19 protein-coding genes and 1 tRNA gene are annotated in these 21,090 nt (G+C 68.0%); 7 read left to right on the plus strand and 13 right to left on the minus strand.

The features are described 5' to 3' along the window. The first annotated feature begins 50 nt into the window (after positions 1-50). Complete coding sequence (gene rfbB / locus ASG69_RS18450; RefSeq protein WP_056443132.1) at positions 51-1,055, plus strand: dTDP-glucose 4,6-dehydratase; 1,005 nt, start codon at positions 51-53, stop codon at positions 1,053-1,055. On the opposite strand, the gene ASG69_RS18455 is transcribed toward rfbB, so the two are convergent. Genes ASG69_RS18455 through ASG69_RS18475 form a run of 5 tightly spaced genes read right to left on the minus strand, consistent with a single transcriptional unit; the run spans position 1,056 to position 6,688 of the window. Further along, complete coding sequence (locus tag ASG69_RS18455) at positions 1,056-1,904, minus strand: glycosyltransferase family 2 protein (protein WP_056443135.1); 849 nt, start codon at positions 1,902-1,904, stop codon at positions 1,056-1,058. 1 nt (position 1,905) lies between these two features. Further along, positions 1,906-2,379: a GtrA family protein gene (locus ASG69_RS18460; protein ID WP_235579007.1), complete on the minus strand. Its 474-nt coding sequence runs from the start codon at positions 2,377-2,379 to the stop codon at positions 1,906-1,908. A gap of 60 nt (positions 2,380-2,439) precedes the next feature. Next, positions 2,440-3,381, minus strand: coding sequence for an NAD-dependent epimerase/dehydratase family protein (locus ASG69_RS18465; RefSeq protein ID WP_056443141.1), 942 nt, complete (start codon positions 3,379-3,381; stop codon positions 2,440-2,442). Next, entirely contained in the window at positions 3,378-4,403 is a 1,026-nt protein-coding gene (locus ASG69_RS18470; RefSeq protein ID WP_056444213.1) for a glycosyltransferase, read from the minus strand. Before ASG69_RS18470 ends, ASG69_RS18465 begins: the two co-directional genes overlap by 4 nt. Positions 4,404-4,441: 38 nt before the next feature. Beyond that, complete coding sequence (locus ASG69_RS18475; RefSeq protein WP_056443143.1) at positions 4,442-6,688, minus strand: hypothetical protein; 2,247 nt, start codon at positions 6,686-6,688, stop codon at positions 4,442-4,444. Positions 6,689-6,841: 153 nt separating this feature from the next. Between ASG69_RS18475 and ASG69_RS18480 the strand changes: the two genes are divergently transcribed. Next, positions 6,842-8,716 carry a glycosyltransferase gene (locus ASG69_RS18480; RefSeq protein ID WP_056443146.1) on the plus strand — a complete coding sequence of 625 codons (1,875 nt, stop codon included), beginning with the start codon at positions 6,842-6,844 and terminating at the stop codon, positions 8,714-8,716. On the opposite strand, the gene ASG69_RS18485 is transcribed toward ASG69_RS18480, so the two are convergent. Genes ASG69_RS18485 through ASG69_RS18505 form a run of 5 tightly spaced genes read right to left on the minus strand, consistent with a single transcriptional unit; the run spans position 8,709 to position 12,789 of the window. Continuing rightward, on the minus strand, positions 8,709-9,515 hold the full coding sequence (locus ASG69_RS18485) for a class I SAM-dependent methyltransferase (RefSeq protein ID WP_027506557.1): 807 nt from the start codon (positions 9,513-9,515) through the stop codon (positions 8,709-8,711). The genes ASG69_RS18480 and ASG69_RS18485 overlap by 8 nt on opposite strands. A gap of 39 nt (positions 9,516-9,554) precedes the next feature. Next, complete coding sequence (gene glfT1, locus ASG69_RS18490; protein ID WP_056444218.1) at positions 9,555-10,442, minus strand: galactofuranosyltransferase GlfT1; 888 nt, start codon at positions 10,440-10,442, stop codon at positions 9,555-9,557. Continuing rightward, a complete protein-coding gene (gene wzt / locus ASG69_RS18495; RefSeq protein ID WP_056443150.1) occupies positions 10,435-11,259 on the minus strand; it encodes a galactan export ABC transporter ATP-binding subunit Wzt/RfbE in 825 nt (274 codons plus the stop codon). The genes glfT1 and wzt overlap by 8 nt, the downstream gene beginning before the upstream one ends. 15 nt (positions 11,260-11,274) lie before the next feature. Further along, positions 11,275-12,150, minus strand: coding sequence for a galactan export ABC transporter permease subunit Wzm/RfbD (gene wzm, locus ASG69_RS18500; protein ID WP_027506560.1), 876 nt, complete (start codon positions 12,148-12,150; stop codon positions 11,275-11,277). Positions 12,151-12,177: 27 nt separating this feature from the next. Next, on the minus strand, positions 12,178-12,789 hold the full coding sequence (locus tag ASG69_RS18505; RefSeq protein WP_051613544.1) for a bacterial proteasome activator family protein: 612 nt from the start codon (positions 12,787-12,789) through the stop codon (positions 12,178-12,180). 94 nt (positions 12,790-12,883) lie between these two features. Here ASG69_RS18505 and ASG69_RS18510 point away from each other — a divergent pair, with 94 nt between their 5' ends. After that, positions 12,884-14,086, plus strand: a complete 1,203-nt coding sequence (locus ASG69_RS18510; RefSeq protein WP_056443153.1) for a cysteine desulfurase-like protein — start codon at positions 12,884-12,886, stop codon at positions 14,084-14,086. Positions 14,087-14,096: 10 nt separating this feature from the next. Here ASG69_RS18510 and ASG69_RS18515 read toward each other — a convergent pair whose 3' ends face one another. Beyond that, positions 14,097-15,086 carry an NAD(P)H-quinone oxidoreductase gene (locus ASG69_RS18515; protein ID WP_056443155.1) on the minus strand — a complete coding sequence of 330 codons (990 nt, stop codon included), beginning with the start codon at positions 15,084-15,086 and terminating at the stop codon, positions 14,097-14,099. Positions 15,087-15,106: 20 nt separating this feature from the next. Continuing rightward, positions 15,107-16,153 carry an L-glyceraldehyde 3-phosphate reductase gene (gene mgrA / locus ASG69_RS18520; RefSeq protein ID WP_056443157.1) on the minus strand — a complete coding sequence of 349 codons (1,047 nt, stop codon included), beginning with the start codon at positions 16,151-16,153 and terminating at the stop codon, positions 15,107-15,109. A 79-nt stretch (positions 16,154-16,232) separates the two neighbouring features. On the opposite strand from mgrA, the gene ASG69_RS18525 reads away from it, so the two are divergent. The 3 genes from ASG69_RS18525 to ASG69_RS18535 all read left to right on the plus strand — a co-directional run bounded on the left by ASG69_RS18525 (position 16,233) and on the right by ASG69_RS18535 (position 18,065). Further along, the gene (locus ASG69_RS18525) at positions 16,233-17,408 is read left to right on the plus strand and encodes an alpha-hydroxy-acid oxidizing protein (RefSeq protein WP_056443159.1); all 1,176 of its coding nucleotides are present in this window, start codon (positions 16,233-16,235) and stop codon (positions 17,406-17,408) included. 50 nt (positions 17,409-17,458) lie between these two features. Next, on the plus strand, positions 17,459-17,965 hold the full coding sequence (locus tag ASG69_RS18530) for a MarR family winged helix-turn-helix transcriptional regulator (protein ID WP_051613546.1): 507 nt from the start codon (positions 17,459-17,461) through the stop codon (positions 17,963-17,965). A 10-nt stretch (positions 17,966-17,975) separates the two neighbouring features. Continuing rightward, positions 17,976-18,065 (plus strand) — tRNA-Ser (locus ASG69_RS18535). Between the two features lie 67 nt (positions 18,066-18,132). Here ASG69_RS18535 and ASG69_RS18540 read toward each other — a convergent pair. Then, entirely contained in the window at positions 18,133-19,389 is a 1,257-nt protein-coding gene (locus tag ASG69_RS18540) for a PucR family transcriptional regulator (protein ID WP_235579008.1), read from the minus strand. Between the two features lie 544 nt (positions 19,390-19,933). On the opposite strand from ASG69_RS18540, the gene ASG69_RS18545 reads away from it, so the two are divergent. Continuing rightward, on the plus strand, positions 19,934-20,950 hold the full coding sequence (locus ASG69_RS18545; protein ID WP_056443162.1) for an alpha/beta hydrolase: 1,017 nt from the start codon (positions 19,934-19,936) through the stop codon (positions 20,948-20,950). Positions 20,951-21,090: the final 140 nt, after the last annotated feature.

The raw sequence follows: 21,090 nt of genomic DNA on the forward strand, positions 1-21,090 counted from the left end.
GAGTCTTTCAGACTGCGCTTCGCGCCGCTCTCCCACGTAAAGTGCCGCCCATGAGAATGCTCGTGACCGGCGGCGCCGGGTTCATCGGCGCGAACTTCGTGCACCTGACCGCCCGCACCCGCCCCGACATCGAGATCACCGTCCTCGACGCCCTCACCTACGCCGGCAACAAGGCCTCCCTCCAGCCTGTCGCCGACCGCATCACCTTCGTCCACGGCGACATCACCGACACCGCCCTCGTGAACCGCCTCGTCGCCGACACCGACCTCGTCGTCCACTTCGCCGCCGAATCCCACAACGACAACTCTCTCGGCGACCCCTGGCCGTTCGTGCACACCAACATCGTCGGCACCACCACCCTCCTCCAAGCGGTCCGCACCCACGACGTCCGCTACCACCACATCTCCACCGACGAGGTCTACGGCGACCTCGAACTGGACGACCCCGCCCGGTTCACCGAGAACACCCCCTACAACCCCTCCTCGCCGTACTCCTCCACCAAGGCCTCCAGCGACCTGCTGGTGCGAGCCTGGACCCGATCCTTCGGCGTCCGCGCCACCATCTCCAACTGCTCCAACAACTACGGGCCCTACCAGCACGTCGAGAAGTTCATCCCCCGCCAGATCACCGGCGTCCTCACCGGCATCCGCCCCAAGCTCTACGGCGCCGGACTCAACGTCCGCGACTGGATCCACGTCGAGGACCACAACACCGCCGTCTGGACCATCATCGACAAGGGCGCCCTCGGCCAGACCTACCTCATCGGCGCCGACGGCGAGGTCGACAACCGCACCGTCGTCGAGACCATCCTCGAACTGTGCGGCCACGACAAGGCCGACTTCGACTTCGTCACCGACCGCCCCGGCCACGACCTGCGCTACGCCATCGACAGCACCCGCCTGCGCACCGAACTCGGCTGGACACCCCGCTACTCCGACTTCCGCAGCGGACTCGCCGCCACCATCGACTGGTACCGCGACAACGAATCCTGGTGGGCGCCTCAGAAAGCCGCGACCGAAGCGGCCTACGCATCGGCCGGCGAACGGACGCTCTGATCAGACGGGTTCCGGCGGCTGGTGCGTGATGCGCCGCCGCAGCAGCACGTACACCGCGCGGCGCAGGAACGACGTCACGAGCGCGCGAGCATTACCGATACGAACGTCGTTCTCGGACAGTAGGTCCGGGTAGGCCGCGCGCAGTTTCCGATGGAATCCCGCGGCCTGCCCCGCCTGTTCCCGCGCCAGGCGCACGCTCCACTGCCCGGCATTGATGCGGAACGCCGCGAGCGACGAGCGGATGGCCACCACGTCACCTTTGAGTGCGACCTCCGTGAAGGTCGCCTGATCGATGAGGAACGGGTGGTCGTTGTCCCACCAGCCGATGTCGGCGAGGGCGTCTCGTCGCATCAGGACGCATCCCGGCTCACCGAAGATGTTGGAGCCGGCGAGCACCGCGGTGCGTGCGGCCGTGCGTCCGTCGACGAGGCCGGACAACTTTCCCAGTCCACGCGTGGCGATGATGGTCTTGCCGGCGGCGTCGACGAGCGTGCGTTGCGACGCCACCAGGACGGCCGACGGGTGCGCGTCGAACGCGGCGACCTGCTCGGCGATCGACGTCTCGGTGATCGTGTCGTCGCCGCACACGAGTTTGATCAGTTCGCCCGTGGCCAGTCGACTCACTCTGTCCCAGTTGCGTTTCGCTCCCCCGCCGGCCTCGGTGTGCTCGACGCGGATGCGATCGTCGTCGTAGCGGGCGATGACGTCGAGGGTGGAGTCGGTCGACGCGTGATCGGCGATCACCAGCTCGAAGTCTCGGTAGGTCTGACTCAGGATCGACTCGATGGTCTCGCCGATGAAGTCGGCGTTGTTGTACGCCGGGACCACGATCGACACGCGGGGTGCCATGTCAGGAACCTTTCACCGAGGACGAGCGCTTGAACGAGAAGTCGCGGTAGCCGAAGAAGCTGATGCAGGCGGTGAGCAAGGTGATGACCAGCTGGGACGGGATGGGCGCGAATCCGAGTACCGAGACGGCCACGGTCATCGCGGCGAGGTTCACCGCGAAGGCCCCGGTGTTGACCACCACGAAGCGCCAGAAGTCGCGGAGCACGTGTCCCCGCACCCGGAAGACGAGGTAGCGATTCGTGCAGAAGGCAGTCAGCACGTTGCACAGGTAGCCGAGCACGATCGCGGCGTGATAACCGAGCGTGTCACCGATCGCGAGCTGCCAGACGATGAACCAGACGGTGCCGAGCACCGTGTTGAAGCCGCCCACCAGGAGAAAGACGAGTCCTTGGTTGCCCATCAGGCGGAGGAGCGGGCCGACCGGCTGCGCGTCCACGACGACACGGTCGTCGTCGGCAGGTTGATCGGCGGTCACCACGGCAGTGTCTCAGCAGCGTTCACCGTGGCACAAACTCGCGGACCCGCTCCGGGTTCGTCACCCGCGGTGGCCGGCGAGGAGCGAGGACCGGATGGACTCCAGCGTCGAGGCGATGCCGGCGGGCAGCGTGCGGTGAGTCCTGCGATCGATCTCGGGCCAGACGGTGGATCGAAGACGCAGGTCACGGCCCTGGAGCGAGGACAACGGGGAGGCGGCCTGGACGACGAGCGGTCGCCGACGGAAGACGGACCTGCACGCGCCGAGAATGGCGCCGATGGTGACGGCATTCCCCGAGGCGAAGATCTTGGTGACGGGCTCCGTGCGCTCCCGCGCGGCGACGTCCAGGGCGTCCGCCACCATCTCTGCCGCATCGGAGATGTAGAGGTAGTCGCGCAGGGTGTCGATGGGCACGTAGATCGAGATGGGTGATGCCAGCAGGTACCCGCGGCACAGGTGGGAGATGAGGCCCTGCGGCTTCGACAGGTTCTGTCCCGGTCCGTACAGGTTGGCGAAGCGGCCGACCACCACCGACGCATCGGTGCGTCGACCGAAATCCACCGCTCTCTGCTCGGCGCGTAGCTTCGCGTGGCCGTACTCGCCCAGCGGCGCGACCGCGCTCGACTCGTCGTGCGGTGCGTCGGGCGTGCCCGCGTAGACCCCACCGGCGGACGACGCATGAAAGACGGTGACAGGCTCCGGCCTCGGGACCGCATACGACTCGAGCTGTGCCAACGCGTGCGCGAACAGGTCGTTCTCCCGGTCGAAGGCCGCGCGCGGCGTGCCGTTGACGCCTGCGCCCGCACACCACACGACATTGACGCGACGTGCGTCGGAGGTGGCCACCGCTCGCGCGCGAGAGGTGATCACGGTGCGCGCCGCGTCCTCGTCGAGCCACGGGATCGTCTCGGTCACCACCCGGTGCCCACGACGGGCGAGTTCGGCGGAGACGGCCGAGCCGAGAAGTCCACCACTCCCGACGACCCAGGACAACGTCGTCACGAGAGATCGGGGTTCTCGGCGTCCCGGTTCTCGGCGTCCGGGCTCGGGGACACCCGGTCGGCCCGACCCAGTGGCCCGGCGGCCGGATCGCCCACGATCAGATAGGGAGGCTTTCCCATCGCGGTCTTCACGTTGACGCCGACGTACTCGGCGACGACGCCGAGAGAGAACAGGGTGGCCCCGAATCCGAACAGCAGGACGACCATGGTGGACGCCCAGCCGCGGACCTCGGTGTCCGGGTCGAAGAACGTGTACACGACGAGGAGATAGGCGACCAGGACGAGGCCGAGAACGGCGAACACCACCCCCAGCACGCTGACCAGACGCAAACCCTTGGTGCCGCTGGAGAGAACCATGCGCCAGAAGTGGGACAGCAGGGTCCGAAGGTTGTAGCCGGAACGCCGTCCCTGTTCCTCGCGCAGCGTCACCGGGCTGGTGGTCACACTGCCGGCGATCCACCCGAGTGCCACGTCGAGGTACGCCTCGGATCCGGCGTAGGCGGCCACCGACCGTCCGACCTCGCCCACGACCATGCGGAAGCTGCTGTACTGCACGGTGTTCTCACCGGCCAACGCCTTGGCGATGAGCCACTTCGAACCCTTGCTCGTCGCGTTGCGCCACAGTCCGTGCGGGGCGGCGTTGGTACCGCGGGCGTAGACGACCGAGGCCTGCTCGTCGAGTGCGGTGTCGAGAAGTCCGCCGATGTCGGCGGGATCGTGCTGCCCGTCCTCGTCCATCGTGACGATCCACTCGCCGCCACTCGAGGCCATGCCCGCGAGCGTCGCGGGGTGCTGCCCGAAGTTGCGACTGAGCCAGATTCCGCGGACGAACGAGTGACGGTCCGCCAGGTCTCGGATGACGGCCGCGGATCCGTCCGGGCCGTGGTCGAACACCAACAGGACCTCCTCGACCACCGCGAGTCGGCGACCGGGGGTCAGAAAGGGCCGGGTGAGGGTCTCGAGCTCGTCGGTCAACGGGCCGAGGGTCCTCTCACCCTGGTAGACGGGAACGATGACCGAGATCCGGTGCGGAAGCTGATCGTCAGTCACGAGAGCCGACCCTATAACGCAGAGGGGCCGGTTGCCGACGAGCGAGCGGCCGACGACTGCGGTCGCGCGGAGAACCGTCGTCGGACGTCGAGCACGACGAGGCCCAGCAGAACGACGATTCCAGCGCCCATGGCAGCCAGTCCGAGCCGAAACCCGGGCGGGCGGAAAGTCAGCTCGAGATCGGCGTCGGTGGTACCCGGGGGCAGGTCGACGTAGAGGAAGGTGTCACCCAGCCCCTTGGTCTGCAACGGCTGTCCGTTCAGCGTGGCCGTGTATCCGGGCCAGGCGAGCCTGGCGAAGACCACGCTGCCGCCGGCGGCGGAGCTCACCCGCAGGCTCTCGTCGACGTCGCTCGAGCGCACCGGCTCGACGTCGGCGTTCACCGTCGCGGACACGGTGCCCTCCTGCGTCGACACCGGCCCGTCGACCCGTTCGAGGACGGCGACCTGGTCGGACTGCGGTCGTGGGACGTCGACCCAGCGCCACCCGGGAGGAACCGGCAGCTGCCGCCACATCGGGTACTGCGCCTTCTGGACGACGACGCGGTCGAGCAACATCAGATCCGCCGTGGTCCGCCCGGTGTAGACGTCGGGACGGAACACGTTGCGGTACGCATCGGGGCAGGTGGTGCCCTCGTAGGCGACGCACAACAGTTCCGAGAACGCCTGGTGGCCGACCGGCGTGTAGGCGCTGACGTAGTTCAGGTCGAGCACCTTGGCGTAGTTGCCGTACACCTGCGCACGCCAGCGATCCGTGGCGTCCTCGGGCGATCTGTCGGACAGGGCCCGATCGCCCAGTTGCAGCGTCGTCCCGGTCCAGTCCGGGAACTCCGCACGCGCCTCCTGCTGGGACGACGGGAAGTTCCACTCGCTGAGGACGGGCCGGTAGTTGTGGATCTGGTACAGCGCCACGGGAATGACAGACACCATGAGCAGCGCGGTGGCGGCGGTCGTCCTGCGCGCGCGGAAGACGGCGACGACGAGCCCGCCGAGAACGACGACGAAGAGGACGGACAGCAGGTGTCGGCCGGCCAGTTGCGGTCCGGACGACAGCGCGCGGATCAGCAGGACGCCCGTGATGACGCCGGCGGCGGTCAGTCGGCCGCGCAGACCGCGCAGGGTTCCGAAACGGCTCAGCAGAACTGCGGCGATGATGAGCAGGGCGGCGGCGACGAAGGGCAGCAGTCGTCCGGGCCAACGGATCGGCCCGATGTCGGACGGCCCCGCGGTGTACAGGAGCAGGGCGCCGAGAACGATGAGGGGACCGGACAGTTCGCGCACGACCGTCGGCACACGGCGCCAGTCGATGAATGCCACAGCCGGGACGAGGAACCAGGCGATGTAGGTGACCGGGGCCATGGTGGTCTCGCCACTCCACGACTCCATGCTGGTCACCGCCGACGGCAGGCTCGCGCTGAAGGTCTCCGACCAGGGGACCACGAGGAAGTTGTCGTTGAGGGTTCCCTCGGCGCCCGAGCGCCAGGTGACGCCCGAGGTGAGGACGCCGGGGAGGAACGTGACGGCGCCGCACAGGGCGGCGGCGATCGATACGGCCCCGAGTCGGATCACCGGCATCAGGACGCGCGCACGCAGGTACTCGCCGATCATCACCGCGCCCGCGGCGACTCCGGCCATGAGGGCCGCGTGGACGTACCCCACGCTGATGGCGAGGTAGAGAAACGCGAAGACCGGTAGCGGACCGGAGGTGCCGCGGGCATAGCGCACGGCACTCGCCCAGGCATTGATCACCCAGGCCATGCCGATCAGCGACGTCACCCAGGACGGCTGCTCGAAGAAGAGGGTGAATCCCGCGAACGGCGTGGCAGTCGCAGCGACCGCCGCCCAGGAGGGCCTGGATCCGTATTCGAGAGCCACGCGGTAGACGCCGATCGCCAGCACCACGGCGAAGAAGATCTTGACGACGGCAGCGAGCAGTGCCAGGTCGTCCACCGACGGTGAGATGAGGTTGACGATCATCTGCACGGGATTCCAGAGCCCACCCTGGCCCTCGACCGGGTAGTTGCCGGCCATCCACTGGGTGGTGACGAGGGGGAGGAACTGCCCTTCACGCAGCAGGCGGCCCAGAGCCAGCCAGTTGCCCACCGCGCCGGACTCGGTGTCGTCGAGGTAGAAGAAGCGATGGTCGCTCACGAGGATCGCGACGAATCCCAGCACCACCACCACACCGGAGCCGAGACCCCAGGACCAGCGCTCTCGACGGGACGTCTCGACCGAGGTCACGACAGGCGTGTGCGTCACACCGTCCTCGCTTCCTGACCGACACGTCGTTCCCCGCAAGTGTCATGGACGCGACGGAACCCTCCCGGTTGTTATCGTAGGTCACAGACCGGTCTCATTTGTTACGGGGTGCGACGAGCACGCCTGTCTCTACTGTCAGGAGTTGGACAACCGATGCAGTCGACCGCGCCCGCGACGATTCCGCACAGCGGCCACGACAGGTTGGTCCTCCAGCGAGGCGTCTTCCTCGGCCCCTCCACCAGAGTGAATCCCGATCTGTACGTGCAGATCGAGAAGGGCAGCGGGGATCGCAGGCGCCACGACATGACGCTCGCGAAGAACTCCTTCGCTCACACCAACACGTACTTCGGGCGCTTCGCGGCGTCCTACTGGCAGCGGTGGACCACGGTCGGCGCGGTCACGGCGTCTCTGCGCATCGCGACGAGCGGCCGTGTCCGAGTGCGACTGCTGGCCTCGGACATCGCCGGTCACCGCCGCATCGTGTCGGTGCAGGAGACGCGGAGCGACGCCGTGCTGACATTCGAGGCTCCGCTCGACAAGTTCGTCGACGGGGGTGCCCTCTGGCTGGAGTTCGAGACGTTCGGCGAGTCCGCCGTCGTCGACGGACTCGAGTGGACCCACGCCACCACGGTGTCGAGACGTCCGGTGGCCATTGCCATCTGCACGTTCAACCGCGCCATCGACTGTGCGCACACGGTGGCCGCACTGGCGTCCGACGACGTGGTGTTGTCGCTGATCGACACCGTGCACGTCGTGGATCAGGGCACCGACCTCGTGCAGGATCAGCCGGAGTTCGCCGATGCGCGGGCGCGGATGGGCGACACCCTGGTGTACCTCCGGCAGCCCAATCTCGGTGGTGCGGGCGGTTTCACGCGTGGACTGTACGAGGTGACCGCGTCTCGGAGTGGTGTCGACGTCATCCTCATGGACGACGACATCCTGTGTGAGCCGGAGACGGTGCTGCGTCTGAGCGCCTTCGCCAACGTCACGGCGCAGCCGACCCTGGTCGGTGCGCAGATGCTGTTCCTGCTCAATCCCGACTACCTCAACGTCGGCGCGGAGGAGGTGGACTTCCTGCACCTGCAGCACGGTCGCACCGTCGGAAAGGCGTTGTCCAACAAGAGCATGATCAAGAAGAACCAGGAGCGCCGGGTCGACGCCGGCTACAACGCCTGGTGGACGTGCCTGATCCCGTCCGAGGTCGTCGAGGAGATCGGTCTCCCGCTTCCCATGTTCTTCCAGTGGGACGACGTGGAGTACGGCGTGCGCGCCGGCCGTGCCGGCTTCCCGACCGTCACGCTGCCCAACGCGGCGGTGTGGCACGCCGACTTCTACTGGAAGGATTTCGACGACTGGGCGCGGTACTTCAGCACGCGCAACTCGCTGATCGTCGGGTCTCTGCACAGCGACCTGAACACGACGGTGTTGTCGCGAATGTTCCTGCGGCACATCGCCGAGTACGTCGTCGGAATGCAGTACGGCCTCGCCCACACCACCTTGAAGGGTATCGAGGACTGGCTGTCGGGGCCGGACCATCTGTCCGACGGCGGCATGGCGGCGATGGCTCGTATCCGAGCCGACCGCAAGGAGTACCCGGAGACGATCATGCACCCGGCGGCCACTGCGCCGGTGCCCTCCGCGGAGGTGCGGGTGTCGCGAGCGGGCGGGGAGCCGAGCGCGATGCGAGCGGTGTTGGCCAAGCGCGGTGTCGACCAGTTCCTCGGACGCACGATCGGCGGTCTCGTCGGCGTCACGCGCGAGGACGCCCACTGGTGGCACATCGCCAGGTTCGATCATGTCGTGGTCACCGACGCATCGCAGGGCGGTGTTCGAATCCGCAAGCGGGACAAAGCACGTGGGGTCGCGCTGATGGTGCGTGCCGTCAAGGTGATGCGGCGTCTGCGGCGGGAGGCTCCTGCTCTGCAGGAGCAGTACCGTGCGGCCGGTGCCGATCTCATCGCACGCGAGAACTGGGCCCGGCTCTACGGGATCGACGCCGACGCTCCGACCACCGAATCGGTCAGGTGAGCCGGACCGCCACCTGCTCGTTGTTGGACGTGTAGGCGAGGTACTCGAACGTCACCCCGGTGCGGTGGACGAACTCGGTCCACGCCTTGTACTCGTGCAGGGCCCAGCCGGGGAAGTTGAAGAACTCGTCGAACACGATGACGGTGCCCGGCACCAGTCGTGACTCGAGACGACGCAGGACGAAGTCGGTCGACGAGTACAGGTCGGCGTCGAGGTGCAGGAACGCGACCGGGCCGCGGTTCTTCGACAGGAACGGCCCGAGGGTCTGCTGGAACATGCCCTTCACCAGGTGCGCTCCCGGAACGTCCGGTAGAGCGTCCTGAGCGAAGGTCCCGGCCTCGAAGCCAGTGCGCCAGTCCTCCGGCAGGCCCTCGAAGGTGTCGAAGCCGGCGATGACTCCGACGTTGGCGGCGCGGCGCCACTCGTCGACGATGATCGCCAGCGTGGTCCCGGTGGCGACCCCGAACTCGAGTGCCATGCCGTCGATGGACACCGCACCCAGGGCGTGCCGCAACGTGAGGTCGGGACGGGTGAACGACGGCGTCCGCGGGAGGTGGTCCTCCACGAAGTCGGCACTCGAGGCGGTGGCCTCGAGGTCCGAGGCGAACGGGATGTCGCGGCGCATCCGGAACTCCAGCGTGGTGATGGATTCCTGGAGGTCGGCGATCGTCTTCGCCTGACCCGTGATCAGGTCTATCAACTCACTGTGACGACGGTCGGCCTCGGGTGCCACGGCGTCCTGGACTGCCTGCACGACCTTGCCCCGCGCCGAGGCTCTGACGCGTCGGCTCCACCGCATCACCCGCACCGTCCACTCGTCATGGGGACATACCGTAGTTCAGGGTTTGCGGAAGTACTCATCCCGGCCGAGCTTGCGCAGACGCAACCACTCGCGCAGGCCGCGGAGGTCCCGTCGTGTGACCACGAAGTACCACCCGAAGCGCACCCATTCCTGCGGGAGAAGCTTGCGCATGCCGGGTTGAGCCATCAGGTATCCGCGGTTGCGGTAGGTGAAGTAGCGCTTGGTGGCGTCGTCCGGATACTGCGTGTGCATCCGGCCGCCGAGGATCGGCTTGAACTCGTCGGCGCCGTTCGGATGCAGGTACGCGGTCTGCAGGCACGTGCCGAAAGCCAGCCCCGAGCGTGTGAGGCGACGGTGGATCTCGACCTCGTCGCCGCGGACGAAGAGCCGGAGGTCGGGGACACCGACGGCGTCGATCGCAGCGGCCGAGAACAGCGCACCGTTGAACAACGACGCGTAGGACGGCAACAACTCCTCGTCACCGAGTTCGGACCGCCACCGTCGCCACGCGGTGCCGCGTCGCAGCGGGAACGCGAGGTGATCGGGATCGTCGATGTCGCACACGACGGGGGAGACCTCGTCTAGGCCGTGGCGCACCGCGCAGTCGAGGAGCGTGGCGAGGACGTCCGGCCCCTCCGGCCTGCCGTCGTCGTCGGCTAGCCACACCCGCTCGGCACCGAGGGACAGCGCGTGCAGCATCCCCAGCGCGAAGCCGCCGGCCCCACCGAGGTTGTGCTTGCTCCCGAGGTAGGTGGTCGGCACGGCCGCGCTCTCGACGAGCTCGCGGACCGCGGTCTCGTTCGCGTTGTCCACCACGATCAGATGGTCGAGCGGACGGGTCTGCGACGTCAGGACGGCGAGGGACTGGGCCAGTAGCTCGCGGCGCCGGTGGGTGACCACCACGCCGACGATGAACTCAGGCATGCGGATCGTGATCGGCCTGGCCACGATCCGCGGCCTCCAGCTCACGAATGACGTGCGCGACGTGGTCTCCCGCGTCGTCGCCCTCGTACGACCGCACGACCTCCTCGATACCGCCCTGCTGCCGCACGTGGCCGTGATCGATCCACATCGCCGAATCGCAGAGCTGGGCGAGGAACTCGTTGGAGTGCGAGGCGAAGACGAGGATGCCCGAGCGCTGCACGAGCTTCTGCAGACGAGTGCGCGCCTTCTTCATGAATTCGGCGTCGACCGCGCCGATGCCCTCGTCGAGCAGCAGGATCTCGGGGTCGATGCTCGTGACGACGCCCATGGCGATGCGCACGCGCATGCCCGTCGAGTAGGTGCGCAGCGGCATGTCGAGGTACTCGCCGAGCTCGGTGAAGTCGGCGATCTCGTCGATCTTCGACATCATCTGCTTGCGTGTCTGGCCGAGGAACAGGCCGCGGATGATGATGTTCTCGTAGCCGGAGATCTCCGGGTCCATGCCGACGCCCAGGTCGAAGACCGGCGCGACGCGACCCCGCACGACGGCACTGCCTCGGGTGGGTTCGTAGATGCCCGCCAGCAGGCGTAGGAGCGTCGACTTGCCCGCACCGTTGTGGCCGACCAGTCCGACGCGGTCGCCCTCTTTCAGTGAGAGCGTGATGTCGCGCAGCGCCTCCACGACGACGACGTCACTGCTGTTGCGTCCGATGGTGCCGCCGGCCTTGCCGAGGAACGCCTTCTTCAGCGACCGGGTCTTGGCGTCGAAGATGGGGAAGTCGACGCACGCGCCGTGCGTCTCGATGCTGACTGTCATGTGTGTCTCGTCCGATCAGACCCAGTAGGGCACGCGGGCCCGGAACGTACGCATCGCCACCATGGTGACGGCCAGGCCGACCACGGTGAACGCCAGCACGATGTACCAGTGGTACGCCTGCTGGTCCTCGCCGATCAGGGGCGCGCGCAGGATGTCGAGGTAGTGGAACAGCGGATTGATCTCCACCAGCCGCGCGCGGTCCGCCGCGGCCCCGCCCATCTTCTGCAGATTCGCCGTGGTCCACACGATCGGCGTCATGAAGAACAGCAGCGTGACGACGCTGCCGAGGATCGGGGCCAGGTCGCGGTAGCGGGTGGCGATGATGCCGAAGAGCAGTGACACCCACACCATGTTGACGACGATCAGACCGAACGCCGGGATCGCCATGACGATGGTCCAGTGCAGCTCGGGACGGAACACCGCGAGCATGATCAGGTAGATCAGCATGTTGTGGCCGAGGAGCAGCACCTGGCGCCACACGAGCCGATAGATGTGCACGCTCAGTGCCGACGGCAGCTGTTTGATCAGGCCCTCGTTGGCCACGAAGACGTCGGCGCCCTCGAGGATCGACGCGCTGATGAGGTTCCAGATGATGAGCCCGACGGTGACGTGGGGCAGGAACGACTTCAGGTCGATGTCGAGGAGGACCGAGTACAGCAGACCCATCGCGACGGCCTGCACACCCGTGGCGATGGTGATCCAGAACGGGCCGATGACGGAACGCCGGTACCGCTGCTTGATGTCCTGCCACCCGAGACTCAGCCACAGCTCACGCTGGGCGTAGCCCTGCCGGAGATCGCGGACGGCCCGGCGGAACGTCTGCGAATCGGACGCGGGTGCATCCCCGGAGTTCGAGTCCCCGGTGTTCGAGTCGATCGCTGGTGCTGCCACGACCGACGACCCTACAGACGAGAACCGTCAGAGGTACTGGCCGGTGCCCTGCCCGTGCTGGCCCTGACCGCCGCCGCCGATGGACACACCGGGCGGAAGTGCACCCTGGCGCATCTGCTCGAGCTGGGCGCGCGCCGCCATCTGCTGAGCGAAGAGTGCCGTCTGGATGCCGTGGAACAGTCCCTCCAGCCAGCCCACCAGTTGTGCCTGGGCGATGCGGAGCTCGGCGTCGGACGGCACCGCGTCCTCGCCGAAGGGTAACGCCAGGCGCTGGAGCTCGTCGCGCAACTCCGGCGCGAGTCCCTGCTCGAGCTCACGGATGGAGGAGGTGTGGATCTCCTTGAGGCGGGTGCGGCTGGCGTCGTCCAGCGGTGCCGCGCGCACCTCCTCGAGGAGCTGCTTGATCATGGTGCCGATGCGCATGACCTTGGCGGGTTGCTCGACCATGTCCGCCAGCGATTCCTGGTCGTCGCCGTCCGACGAGTCGCCGGCCCCGGTGACGTTCGCGCGGGCCGCGGCGGCCGCCGCCTCGCGGGGACTGAGCGCGATCGGCTGCCCGTCCGGACCGATGACGACGACGTGGTCGGCGCTGTCGTCCGCGCGGCCGCCGTCCGAGTTCTGCTCGTGTGAAGACGTCATGTCTCCATCTTGACCCGGGTCGCTCACCAGGATGGGGTCCGGGGCGTGCCCGTGCGTGCCCGCCCTGTCGCCGTCGGCGCCTAGAGTGTGCGGCATGACCTACGACGTCGCCCGCGTACGAGGGCTGTTTCCCTCGCTCGGCGACGGCTGGATCCACCTCGATCCGCAGCTGGGCATGCAGATCCCCGACCGGGTGGCCACGGCCGTGTCCACCACCTTCCGTGGGACCGCATCGACGCACATCGGTCGGCACCCCTACGCGCAGCGCAGCGCGAAGGTCGCCGACGACGCTCGGCAGGCCGTCGCAGATCTGGTCGGTGGAACCCCCGAGGGCGTGGTCCTCGGTCCGGACCACGGCATCCTCCTGACCGCTCTCGCGGAAGCCCTCAGCACGCGTCTCGGCCTCGGTACGGGCATCGTCCTGTCCCGGCTGGACGACGAGGCGAACGTGGCACCGTGGCTGCGCATCGCCAATCGGTACGGCGCCCAGGTGCAGTGGGCCGAGGTGGACATCGAGACGTGCGAGCTCCCCAGTTGGCAGTTCGGGGAACTCATCGCGGCGAACACTCGGCTCGTCGCGCTGACCGCGGCGTCGACGGTGGTGGGGTCGGCCCCCGACGTCCGTGTCGCCGCCGACCTCGTGCACGACGCCGGCGGGCTGCTGGTCGTCGACGCGGTGGGTGCGGCCCCTTACGCGGTGCTCGACATCGAGGAACTCCGGGCGGACGTCGTCGCCGTCAACGCCGCGGCCTGGGGTGGGCCTCGCGTCGGAGCGCTGGTGTTCCGGGACCCCGAGCTGCTCGACCGGTTGCCGTCGCAGGCGCTCGACACCGATGCGAAGGGTCCGGCGCGGCTCGAGGTCGCCGGTCTGCACTACTCACTGCTCGCGGGCATGACCGCGTCCATCGACTGTCTCGCCGCCCTCGACGAGAACGCGAGCGGGACACGTCGACAGCGTCTCGAGATGTCCATCGGCTCGCTGCAGGACTATCAGGATCGGCTCTTCGCGTACCTGCAGGAACGTGTGGCGGCACTGCCGCACGTCATGGCCATCGGTCAGGCGTCCAGCCGCATCCCGTGCCTGAGCATCAGCGTGGACGGCGTCGACTCCGACAAGGTGGCGGCGCGACTGGCGGACAACAGGATCGACGTGGTCGGTGGCCTGCACGGCGGCAGCCGCCTGCTCGAGTCGCTGGGTGTCGCCGATGCCGGTGGCGCGATCACAGTGGGGCTGGCCCCGTACACGACGCGGCACGAGATCGACCAGCTCGTCACGGTTCTCGAGACGCTGACCTGATCCGCGCCCGTCAGCGGACGCGCAGGATCACCTTGCCCACCGTGGCGTGGTCGTCCAGCATGCGATGAGCCTGCGGTGCGTCCGACACCGGCACCTCCGCGTGCACGACGGGCACGACCGCACCGTCGGCGATCATCGGCCACACGTGCTCGCGCACCTGGCGCACGATGTCGGCCTTGCCGCCCGGGCCGGTGAGGGGGCGCGCCCGCAACCCGGCGCAGTGCACACTGCCGCGCTTGGCCATCAGCGCGCCGAAGTCGAACTCGGCCACCCGGCCGCCCTGCATGCCGATCGTGACCAGGCGGCCGTCCATCGCGAGCGCGGAGATGTTGGGAGAGAGGTACTTCGCGCCCATGTTGTCGAGAATGACGTCGGCTCCGTGCCCGTCCGTCGCGGACCGTAACTCCTCGGTGAAGTCCGAGGTCTTGTAGTCGATGAGGATGTCCGCGCCGAACGATCGGCAGATCTCGAGCTTCTCCGCCGAGCCGGCGGTCACCGCGACGCGCGCGCCGAGGGCCTTCGCCACCTGGATGGCGTGCGTGCCGATGCCGCTGCCGCCGCCGTGGATCAACAACGTGTCCCCGGCGGACAAGCCGGCGTACATGACGACGTTGGACCACACCGTGCACGCGACCTCGGGCAGCGAGGCGGCCACGTGCAGGTCGAGCCCGTCGGGAACGCGCAGCACCTGGCCGGCCGGCACCACCACCTGCTCGGCGTAGCCGCCACCCGCGAGCAGCGCGCAGACCCGGTCGCCGACCTTCCACGAGGTGACGTCCGCACCGACGTCGGCGATCACACCGGAGCACTCGAGCCCGAGGATGTCGGTGGCGCCGGATGGCGGCGGATAGTTGCCCTGCCGTTGCTGCAGATCGGCGCGGTTGACGGCGGACGCGGACACCGAGATCAGGACCTCGCCCGGGCCGGGCACCGGATCGGGTACCTCGGTCCAGACCATGACCTCCGGGTCGCCGTACTCGGTCAGCGTGATGGCGTGCACGTCTCGATCGTATGCCGCCCTCAGATACGGGAGGGTTCCTCCCACAGGTTGATCCCGGCCTCGGTGGCGTGTTCGTCGATGCGGCTCAGTTCGTCGTCGTCGAAGCGGAGTCGCGCGAGTGCCCCCACGTTGTCGTCGAGCTGCTCGACGGACGAGGCGCCGATCAGCACCGTCGTGACCCGCGGGTCCCGCAGCGCCCACGCCAACGACATCTGGGCGAGCGACTGCCCCCGCGCCGCGGCGATGTCGTTCAGCGCGTTCAGATGCCCGCGCATGTCCTCGGTCAGCCACTCGGGATCGAACGACTTCCCCTGTGCCGCGCGCGACTCGTCGGGGATTCCGCCGAGGTACTTGTCGGTCAGCATGCCCTGCGCGAGAGGGGAGAACGCGATCACGCCGACTCCCAGCTCGTCGACGGCCGGCAGTAGATCGGACTCGATCCAGCGATTGAGCATCGAATAACTAGGCTGGTGGATCAGCAGTGGCACTCCCGCATCGGACAGCAGTGCCGCCATCTGGCGGGTGCGCGCCGCCGAGTACGAGCTGATGCCCACGTAACGCGCCTTGCCCTGCTCGACGGCACTGACCAGCGCGCCCGCGGTCTCCTCGACGGGTGTGTCCTTGTCGGGGCGGTGGCTGTAGAAGATGTCGACGCTGTCGAGCCCCATGCGCTCGAGTGAGCGGTCCAGTGAGCTCTGCAGGTACTTGCGCGACCCGCCGAAGCCGTACGGGCCCGGCCACATGTCCCACCCGGCCTTCGTCGAGATGACGAGCTCGTCGCGGTACGGCCCGAAGTCCTCCCGCAGGATGCGGCCGAAGTTGATCTCCGCGCTGCCGTACGGCGGCCCGTAGTTGTTGGCGAGATCGAAGTGGGTGATGCCGAGGTCGAACGCGCGACGGAGCACGGCCCGCTGCGTGGCGAGCGGTACGTCGTCACCGAAGTTGTGCCACAGCCCCAGCGAGATGGCGGGCAGCTTCAGTCCGCTCTCGCCGGTGCGGCGGTAGGGCATCGCTGTCGGGCGGTCTGTGTCGTAGCGGTCGGGGGAGGCGACATAGGGATCCGGCATGGCGTCATCCTGCCGGACATGTGACGCTCGCCAGCGTGAAATCGTGTTGCCGGGCGTGCGCGTTCGCTAGCGTTTGCGTGTGAGCACTTTCGGCAACTTCCAGAACGAGATCTACCTGACCGGGCTCGGCGGCACGACCCCCGACCTGCCGATGACGGCCGACGGTCTCGAGGAGCGGGCGCGCGAGACGCTGTCCGCGGCCGCGTTCGCGTACATCGCCGGGAGTGCGTCCACGGAACGCACGGCGCGTGGGAACGTCGACGCGTTCGGCTCCCGCAGGATCGTTCCCCGGATGTGGCGCGGGGCCAGCGCACCGGACGCCCGCGACCTGTCGGTGACCGTGCTGGGGACCACCCTCGCCGCACCGGTGCTCACCGCGCCCATCGGCGTCCTCGGCATGGTGCACCCCGCGGCGGAACCCGCCGTCGGGTCGGCCGCCGCCGAGCTGGGGATCGGCTCGGTGCTGTCCACCGCGTCGTCCACCCCACTCGAGGACGTCGCGGCGGAGTCCGGCGAGAACTGGTGGTACCAGCTGTACTGGCCGTCGGACGACGGCGTCGCGGAGTCACTGGTGCGTCGTGCCACCGCGGCGGGAGCGAAGGTCATCGTCGTCACGGCGGACACCCCCGGCATCGGGTGGCGTCCGCGCGATCTCACGCTCGGTCATCTGCCCTTCCTCCGCGCCGAGGGCATCGCGAACTACCTGTCCGATCCGGTCTTTCGCTCACGCCTGGCGTCGCCTCCCGAGGAGAGTGCCGAGGCGCTGCAGATCGCGGTGCTCACCTGGGTCGGCATGTTCGGCAACCACACGCTCCGCCCGTCCGACGTCGCGCGGGTGCGTGAGTGGACGCATCTGCCCGTCGTGGTCAAGGGGATACTGCACCCCGACGACGCCCGTGCCGTCGTCGACGCGGGTGCCGACGGCGTCGTCGTCTCCAATCACGGTGGGCGACAGGTGGACAACTCGATCGCCGCGCTCGACGCGCTCGAACCGGTCGCCGCGGCCGTCGGGGATCACGCGACCGTGCTGCTCGATTCCGGTGTCCGCTCCGGCGCCGACGTGGTGGTCGCGCTGGCCCTCGGCGCCGACGCGGTGTTCTACGGGCGGCCCTGGGTGTACGGCCTGGGACTCGCGGGCCGGGAGGGTGTCGTCCATGCGCTGCGGTGCCTGCTGGGCGACCTCGACATCACCATGGGACTGGCCGGGCTGTCGTCGGTCACCGAGGTGGACGGGTCGATTCTGTACCGGTCCTGAAGATGCGCAGGTCGGCACGCGCGGGGGTCACCTCGGTCTAGCCTTCCGTCATGGTCGTTCACAGTGCGCGTCCCGAGGAGTCACAGACCGCGGCCCCGCCGGTGGCCTGGTTGAACGAGGCGGAGGCCCGCGCGTGGCGCGCGTTCATCGATGCCGACTACCGCCTCATGGACACCCTGAACCGCGACCTGCACACGCGAGAAGGTCTGACCCTGGCCGAGTACCGCATCCTGGTGCGACTGAGCGAGGCTCCCGACGGTTCGCTGCGGATGAGTCTGCTCGCCGACGGCGTGCTCTCGTCGAGGAGCCGGCTCACGCACCAGATCCGCCGAATGCAGGAGCAGGGCTTGGTCGTTCGAGACACCTGCGACGAGGACGGGCGTGGTGTCCTGGCCGTCATCACGGACGACGGACGCGCCCGCCTGGCGGCAGCGGCACCGTCGCACGTCGCTGCGGTACGGCGATGCCTGATCGATCTGCTCACGGCCGACGAACTCGCGACGATGGCCGAGGTGTTCGAGAAGGTCGATCGACGACTGCTCGCGGGAGACCACTAGTATCGATCGCGGAAGCGTGGCAGAGCGGCCCAATGCACTCGCCTTGAAAGCGAGAGACGTGTGAAAGCGTCCGGGGGTTCAAATCCCTCCGCTTCCGCCAGTGCGATGTGATCGACGACGAACGCCCCCTCCGTCCGGAGGGGGCGTTCGTGTCGGTCGGTGCCGCGTTACTTCTGCTTCACGGCGGCGAGTCCGCGGGCCACGATGGCGGCCTGCAGGTAGCGCAGTCCCGAGGGCACGCTGGGATCGATGCCGGTGAGCTGGCCGATGCGCTTGAGGCGGTAGTCGACGGTGTTGGCGTGCACGAACAGGTGCCGCGCGGTGCGCTGGCGGTTGAGTTCGTGACCGATGTACGACGTCAGCGTGTCGAGCAGTTCGGGCGCGTCGTCGAGGGGCTTGAGAGCACGGAGCAGCTGCTCCCGGCCGCGGCCCGGACGGGTGAGCTGGTACTCGAGCACCAGGTCCTCGGTGCGGTACATCCCGGCCGGTCGGCCGAGTTGCCGTGTGAGCGAGAGCAGTTCGTAGACGTGCTCGGCAGCGCCAGGGATGTCCTCGCGCTCGGCCGACGTCATCGTGGCGGTGATCGGGATCTCGCCGGCGCGGGAGAGTCGCTCGACGAGGGTGTCCACCCACTCGCGTTCGCGCGGTGCGGGCAGGAGCACGGTGCCGCCGTCGGTGCTGAGCAGGGCCAGCGGCGACTTGCCGCACATGGTCGCGAGTTCCGCCTGGATGCGGCGCAGCTTGCGCCGTGCGGACACGGTGCGATCGACGACGGGGTTCGCCTCGTCGGGATGCTGCGGGAAGTGCAGCGCGATGACGAGGTACTCGTCGGCGAGGTCGATACCGCACTGCTGCGCGGTGGACAGGGCGTTCTGACCGCCGCTGAGCAACGTGGTCACCAGTGTGTGCGTGGCGGTGTGGTGCTCGGACGCGACGGAGCGGTACTCCTCCACGTACGCCATGGACACCTCGGTGGTGACGGCCTCGAGGAGGCTCACCAGGACGAGCGAGTTGTCGGTGACGTTCTCGATGTTCTGCGCCTTGGCGTCACGGCTGACGAGAGTGAGACCGAAGCGGAATCCGTCGTGATAGGCGCGCAGGATCGAGCGCAGCGGCACCCCCTCGCGAGCCCAGCGAGCGGCCGCGTCGTGGACGTTGGCGAGGTCCTTGTCCGACGGCGTCTTGCCCGATTCGAGCATGCGGACGGCGAGACCCAGGCACTTGACGGTGACCTCGGTGACGTCGCCGTGCAGGAGCTCGCCCGGGAGCGTTCCGCAGGGGGTGTTGGCCTGGAAGTGATCGACCAGATGACGCGCCACCCCTCGCAGATCGCTCATCGCCAGAGAGTTCGTGCGGGTGCCGGCGATCAGGCCCGCTTCCATGTGTCCGGGAAGCGGCTTCGGAGCTGTCTTCGGTGTGGTCATCGATCCCCCCATGACTGTGTAGTTCATGTCAGTCGTGCATGTTCTCGGGGTACCGTAACAATCATTAACGGGTCCCGAGATTGTTTCGAGATACCTATTCGAGAGCCACGGTATGCGCTCAGGCCCACTGCGGTGTCTGTTCCCGTTGTCAGGCCAACCGCTGTGACCTGCGATGACACCCCTGCATGACGCCTGTTGAGGCAAAACAAATCGCGTTTTCACCTAGTTCCATCTTGCTTTCACACAATTGACGGTGACCCACTTCATGAAATGTCACACACGTGGGTGATGCCTCGAAGTCCGGTTCGCGTGTCGTACACCGTCTCGCGGTACGCTTTCGGCACGGTTCCCGGTCTCGGTGTCCTCGTCGCCGGTTCTTGTGACCGCAGACAGGACGTCGGGCAGTCCTTTGGACCTGAAGGTGGCGTACCTACCGGCAAGTAAGTTGGTACGCGTTCCCCCGGGCGCGCGGGACGTTCCGCGCGTCGTGTCTCTCTGTTCACCGGTGGCTCCACGCGAGCCACATCGGACGAAAGGTCTGTCGATGCGACGTCCCGCTCTGCTCGCCGCGGGGTGCCTCACCGCGCTGACGCTTCTCGGCTCCGCGCCGGTGGCGGGTGCGCAGCCCGGCGTTCCGACGCCGGCCGTGGACGCGTCGTCACCCACTCGCGTCGTCTCGGTGACCATGGCGACCGATCGCCGGGCCGTCATGTCGGTGTTCTCCTCGTCGATGAACCGCGAGATCCAGGTGCAGGTGTTGCTGCCCGCCGATCGATCGGTACCGCGTCCGTCGCTGTACATGCTGGACGGGGTCAGTGCGGGCGAGGAGTCCGGCTACACGGAGAGCACGTGGACGCAGAAGACGGACGCGGTCTCGTTCTTCTCGGACAAGGCCGCCAACATCGTCCTTCCCGTCGGGGGGCGCGGTGCCTACTACGCCGACTGGGCCCAGCCCGATCCCGTGCTCGGAGTCAACAAGTGGGAGACGTTCCTGACGTCGGAACTGCCCCCGTTGATCGATGCCCGCTTCGACGGCAACGGCGTCAATGCGCTGATGGGTCTGTCGATGGGCGCACAGGGCGCGATGAACCTGCTGACCAAGCATCCCGATCTGTACACGGGCATCGCCGGATTCAGCGGTTGCTACGACAACCGCTCCAACGAGACGAAGAACGCGGTGCGTGCCACCGTCGGGTCCACCGGTGGCGACGCCACCAACATGTGGGGTACGAACGCGGATCCGCTGTGGGCCGAGAACGATCCGAGTACCCGCGTCGAGACGCTCCGCGGCAAGCAGGTTTACCTGTCGACGGGCAACGGATTCCCCGGACCGTACGAGGCGGGTGGCGGTTTCGGTGAGGAGATCATCGACGCGCTGACCGTCGGCGGCCCCCTCGAGGCCGCCGCGAACATCTGCACCACCGGCTTCGCCGACACGCTGCGCGCGGCGGGTGTCCCGGCGACCATCGTGTTCAAGCCGTACGGCACGCACTCCTGGCGCTACTGGCAGGACGAGATGCACAACTCGTGGCCCGTCGTGGCCAGGGCGCTCGGCCTGTAGCTGTCGGGGGCGTACGCAGTCTCCGGCGACCGCACACCCTCTCCCGCCGGCTGCTGAGGGTGTTCACTCACCGCCAGGGGTGTGCACACACTCCCTGGTGCGCCGCCGCGAACGTCTCGCGGCGCGGGCCCGAGTGGTGC

The sequence above is a fragment of the Rhodococcus sp. Leaf225 genome (assembly GCF_001426145.1).
GTDB lineage: Bacteria > Actinomycetota > Actinomycetes > Mycobacteriales > Mycobacteriaceae > Rhodococcoides.

Excerpts from the sequence above, each read along its gene's own strand:
- rfbB (WP_056443132.1), top strand. The coding sequence starts at position 51 with ATGAGAATGCTCGTGACCGGCGGCGCCGGGTTCATCGGCGCGAACTTC.
- ASG69_RS18455 (WP_056443135.1), bottom strand. The coding sequence starts at position 1,904 with ATGGCACCCCGCGTGTCGATCGTGGTCCCGGCGTACAACAACGCCGAC.
- ASG69_RS18480 (WP_056443146.1), top strand. The coding sequence starts at position 6,842 with ATGCAGTCGACCGCGCCCGCGACGATTCCGCACAGCGGCCACGACAGG.
- ASG69_RS18485 (WP_027506557.1), bottom strand. The coding sequence starts at position 9,515 with ATGCGGTGGAGCCGACGCGTCAGAGCCTCGGCGCGGGGCAAGGTCGTG.
- glfT1 (WP_056444218.1), bottom strand. The coding sequence starts at position 10,442 with ATGCCTGAGTTCATCGTCGGCGTGGTGGTCACCCACCGGCGCCGCGAG.
- wzt (WP_056443150.1), bottom strand. The coding sequence starts at position 11,259 with ATGACAGTCAGCATCGAGACGCACGGCGCGTGCGTCGACTTCCCCATC.
- ASG69_RS18505 (WP_051613544.1), bottom strand. The coding sequence starts at position 12,789 with ATGACGTCTTCACACGAGCAGAACTCGGACGGCGGCCGCGCGGACGAC.
- ASG69_RS18510 (WP_056443153.1), top strand. The coding sequence starts at position 12,884 with ATGACCTACGACGTCGCCCGCGTACGAGGGCTGTTTCCCTCGCTCGGC.
- mgrA (WP_056443157.1), bottom strand. The coding sequence starts at position 16,153 with ATGCCGGATCCCTATGTCGCCTCCCCCGACCGCTACGACACAGACCGC.
- ASG69_RS18530 (WP_051613546.1), top strand. The coding sequence starts at position 17,459 with ATGGTCGTTCACAGTGCGCGTCCCGAGGAGTCACAGACCGCGGCCCCG.
- ASG69_RS18540 (WP_235579008.1), bottom strand. The coding sequence starts at position 19,389 with ATGACCACACCGAAGACAGCTCCGAAGCCGCTTCCCGGACACATGGAA.
- ASG69_RS18545 (WP_056443162.1), top strand. The coding sequence starts at position 19,934 with ATGCGACGTCCCGCTCTGCTCGCCGCGGGGTGCCTCACCGCGCTGACG.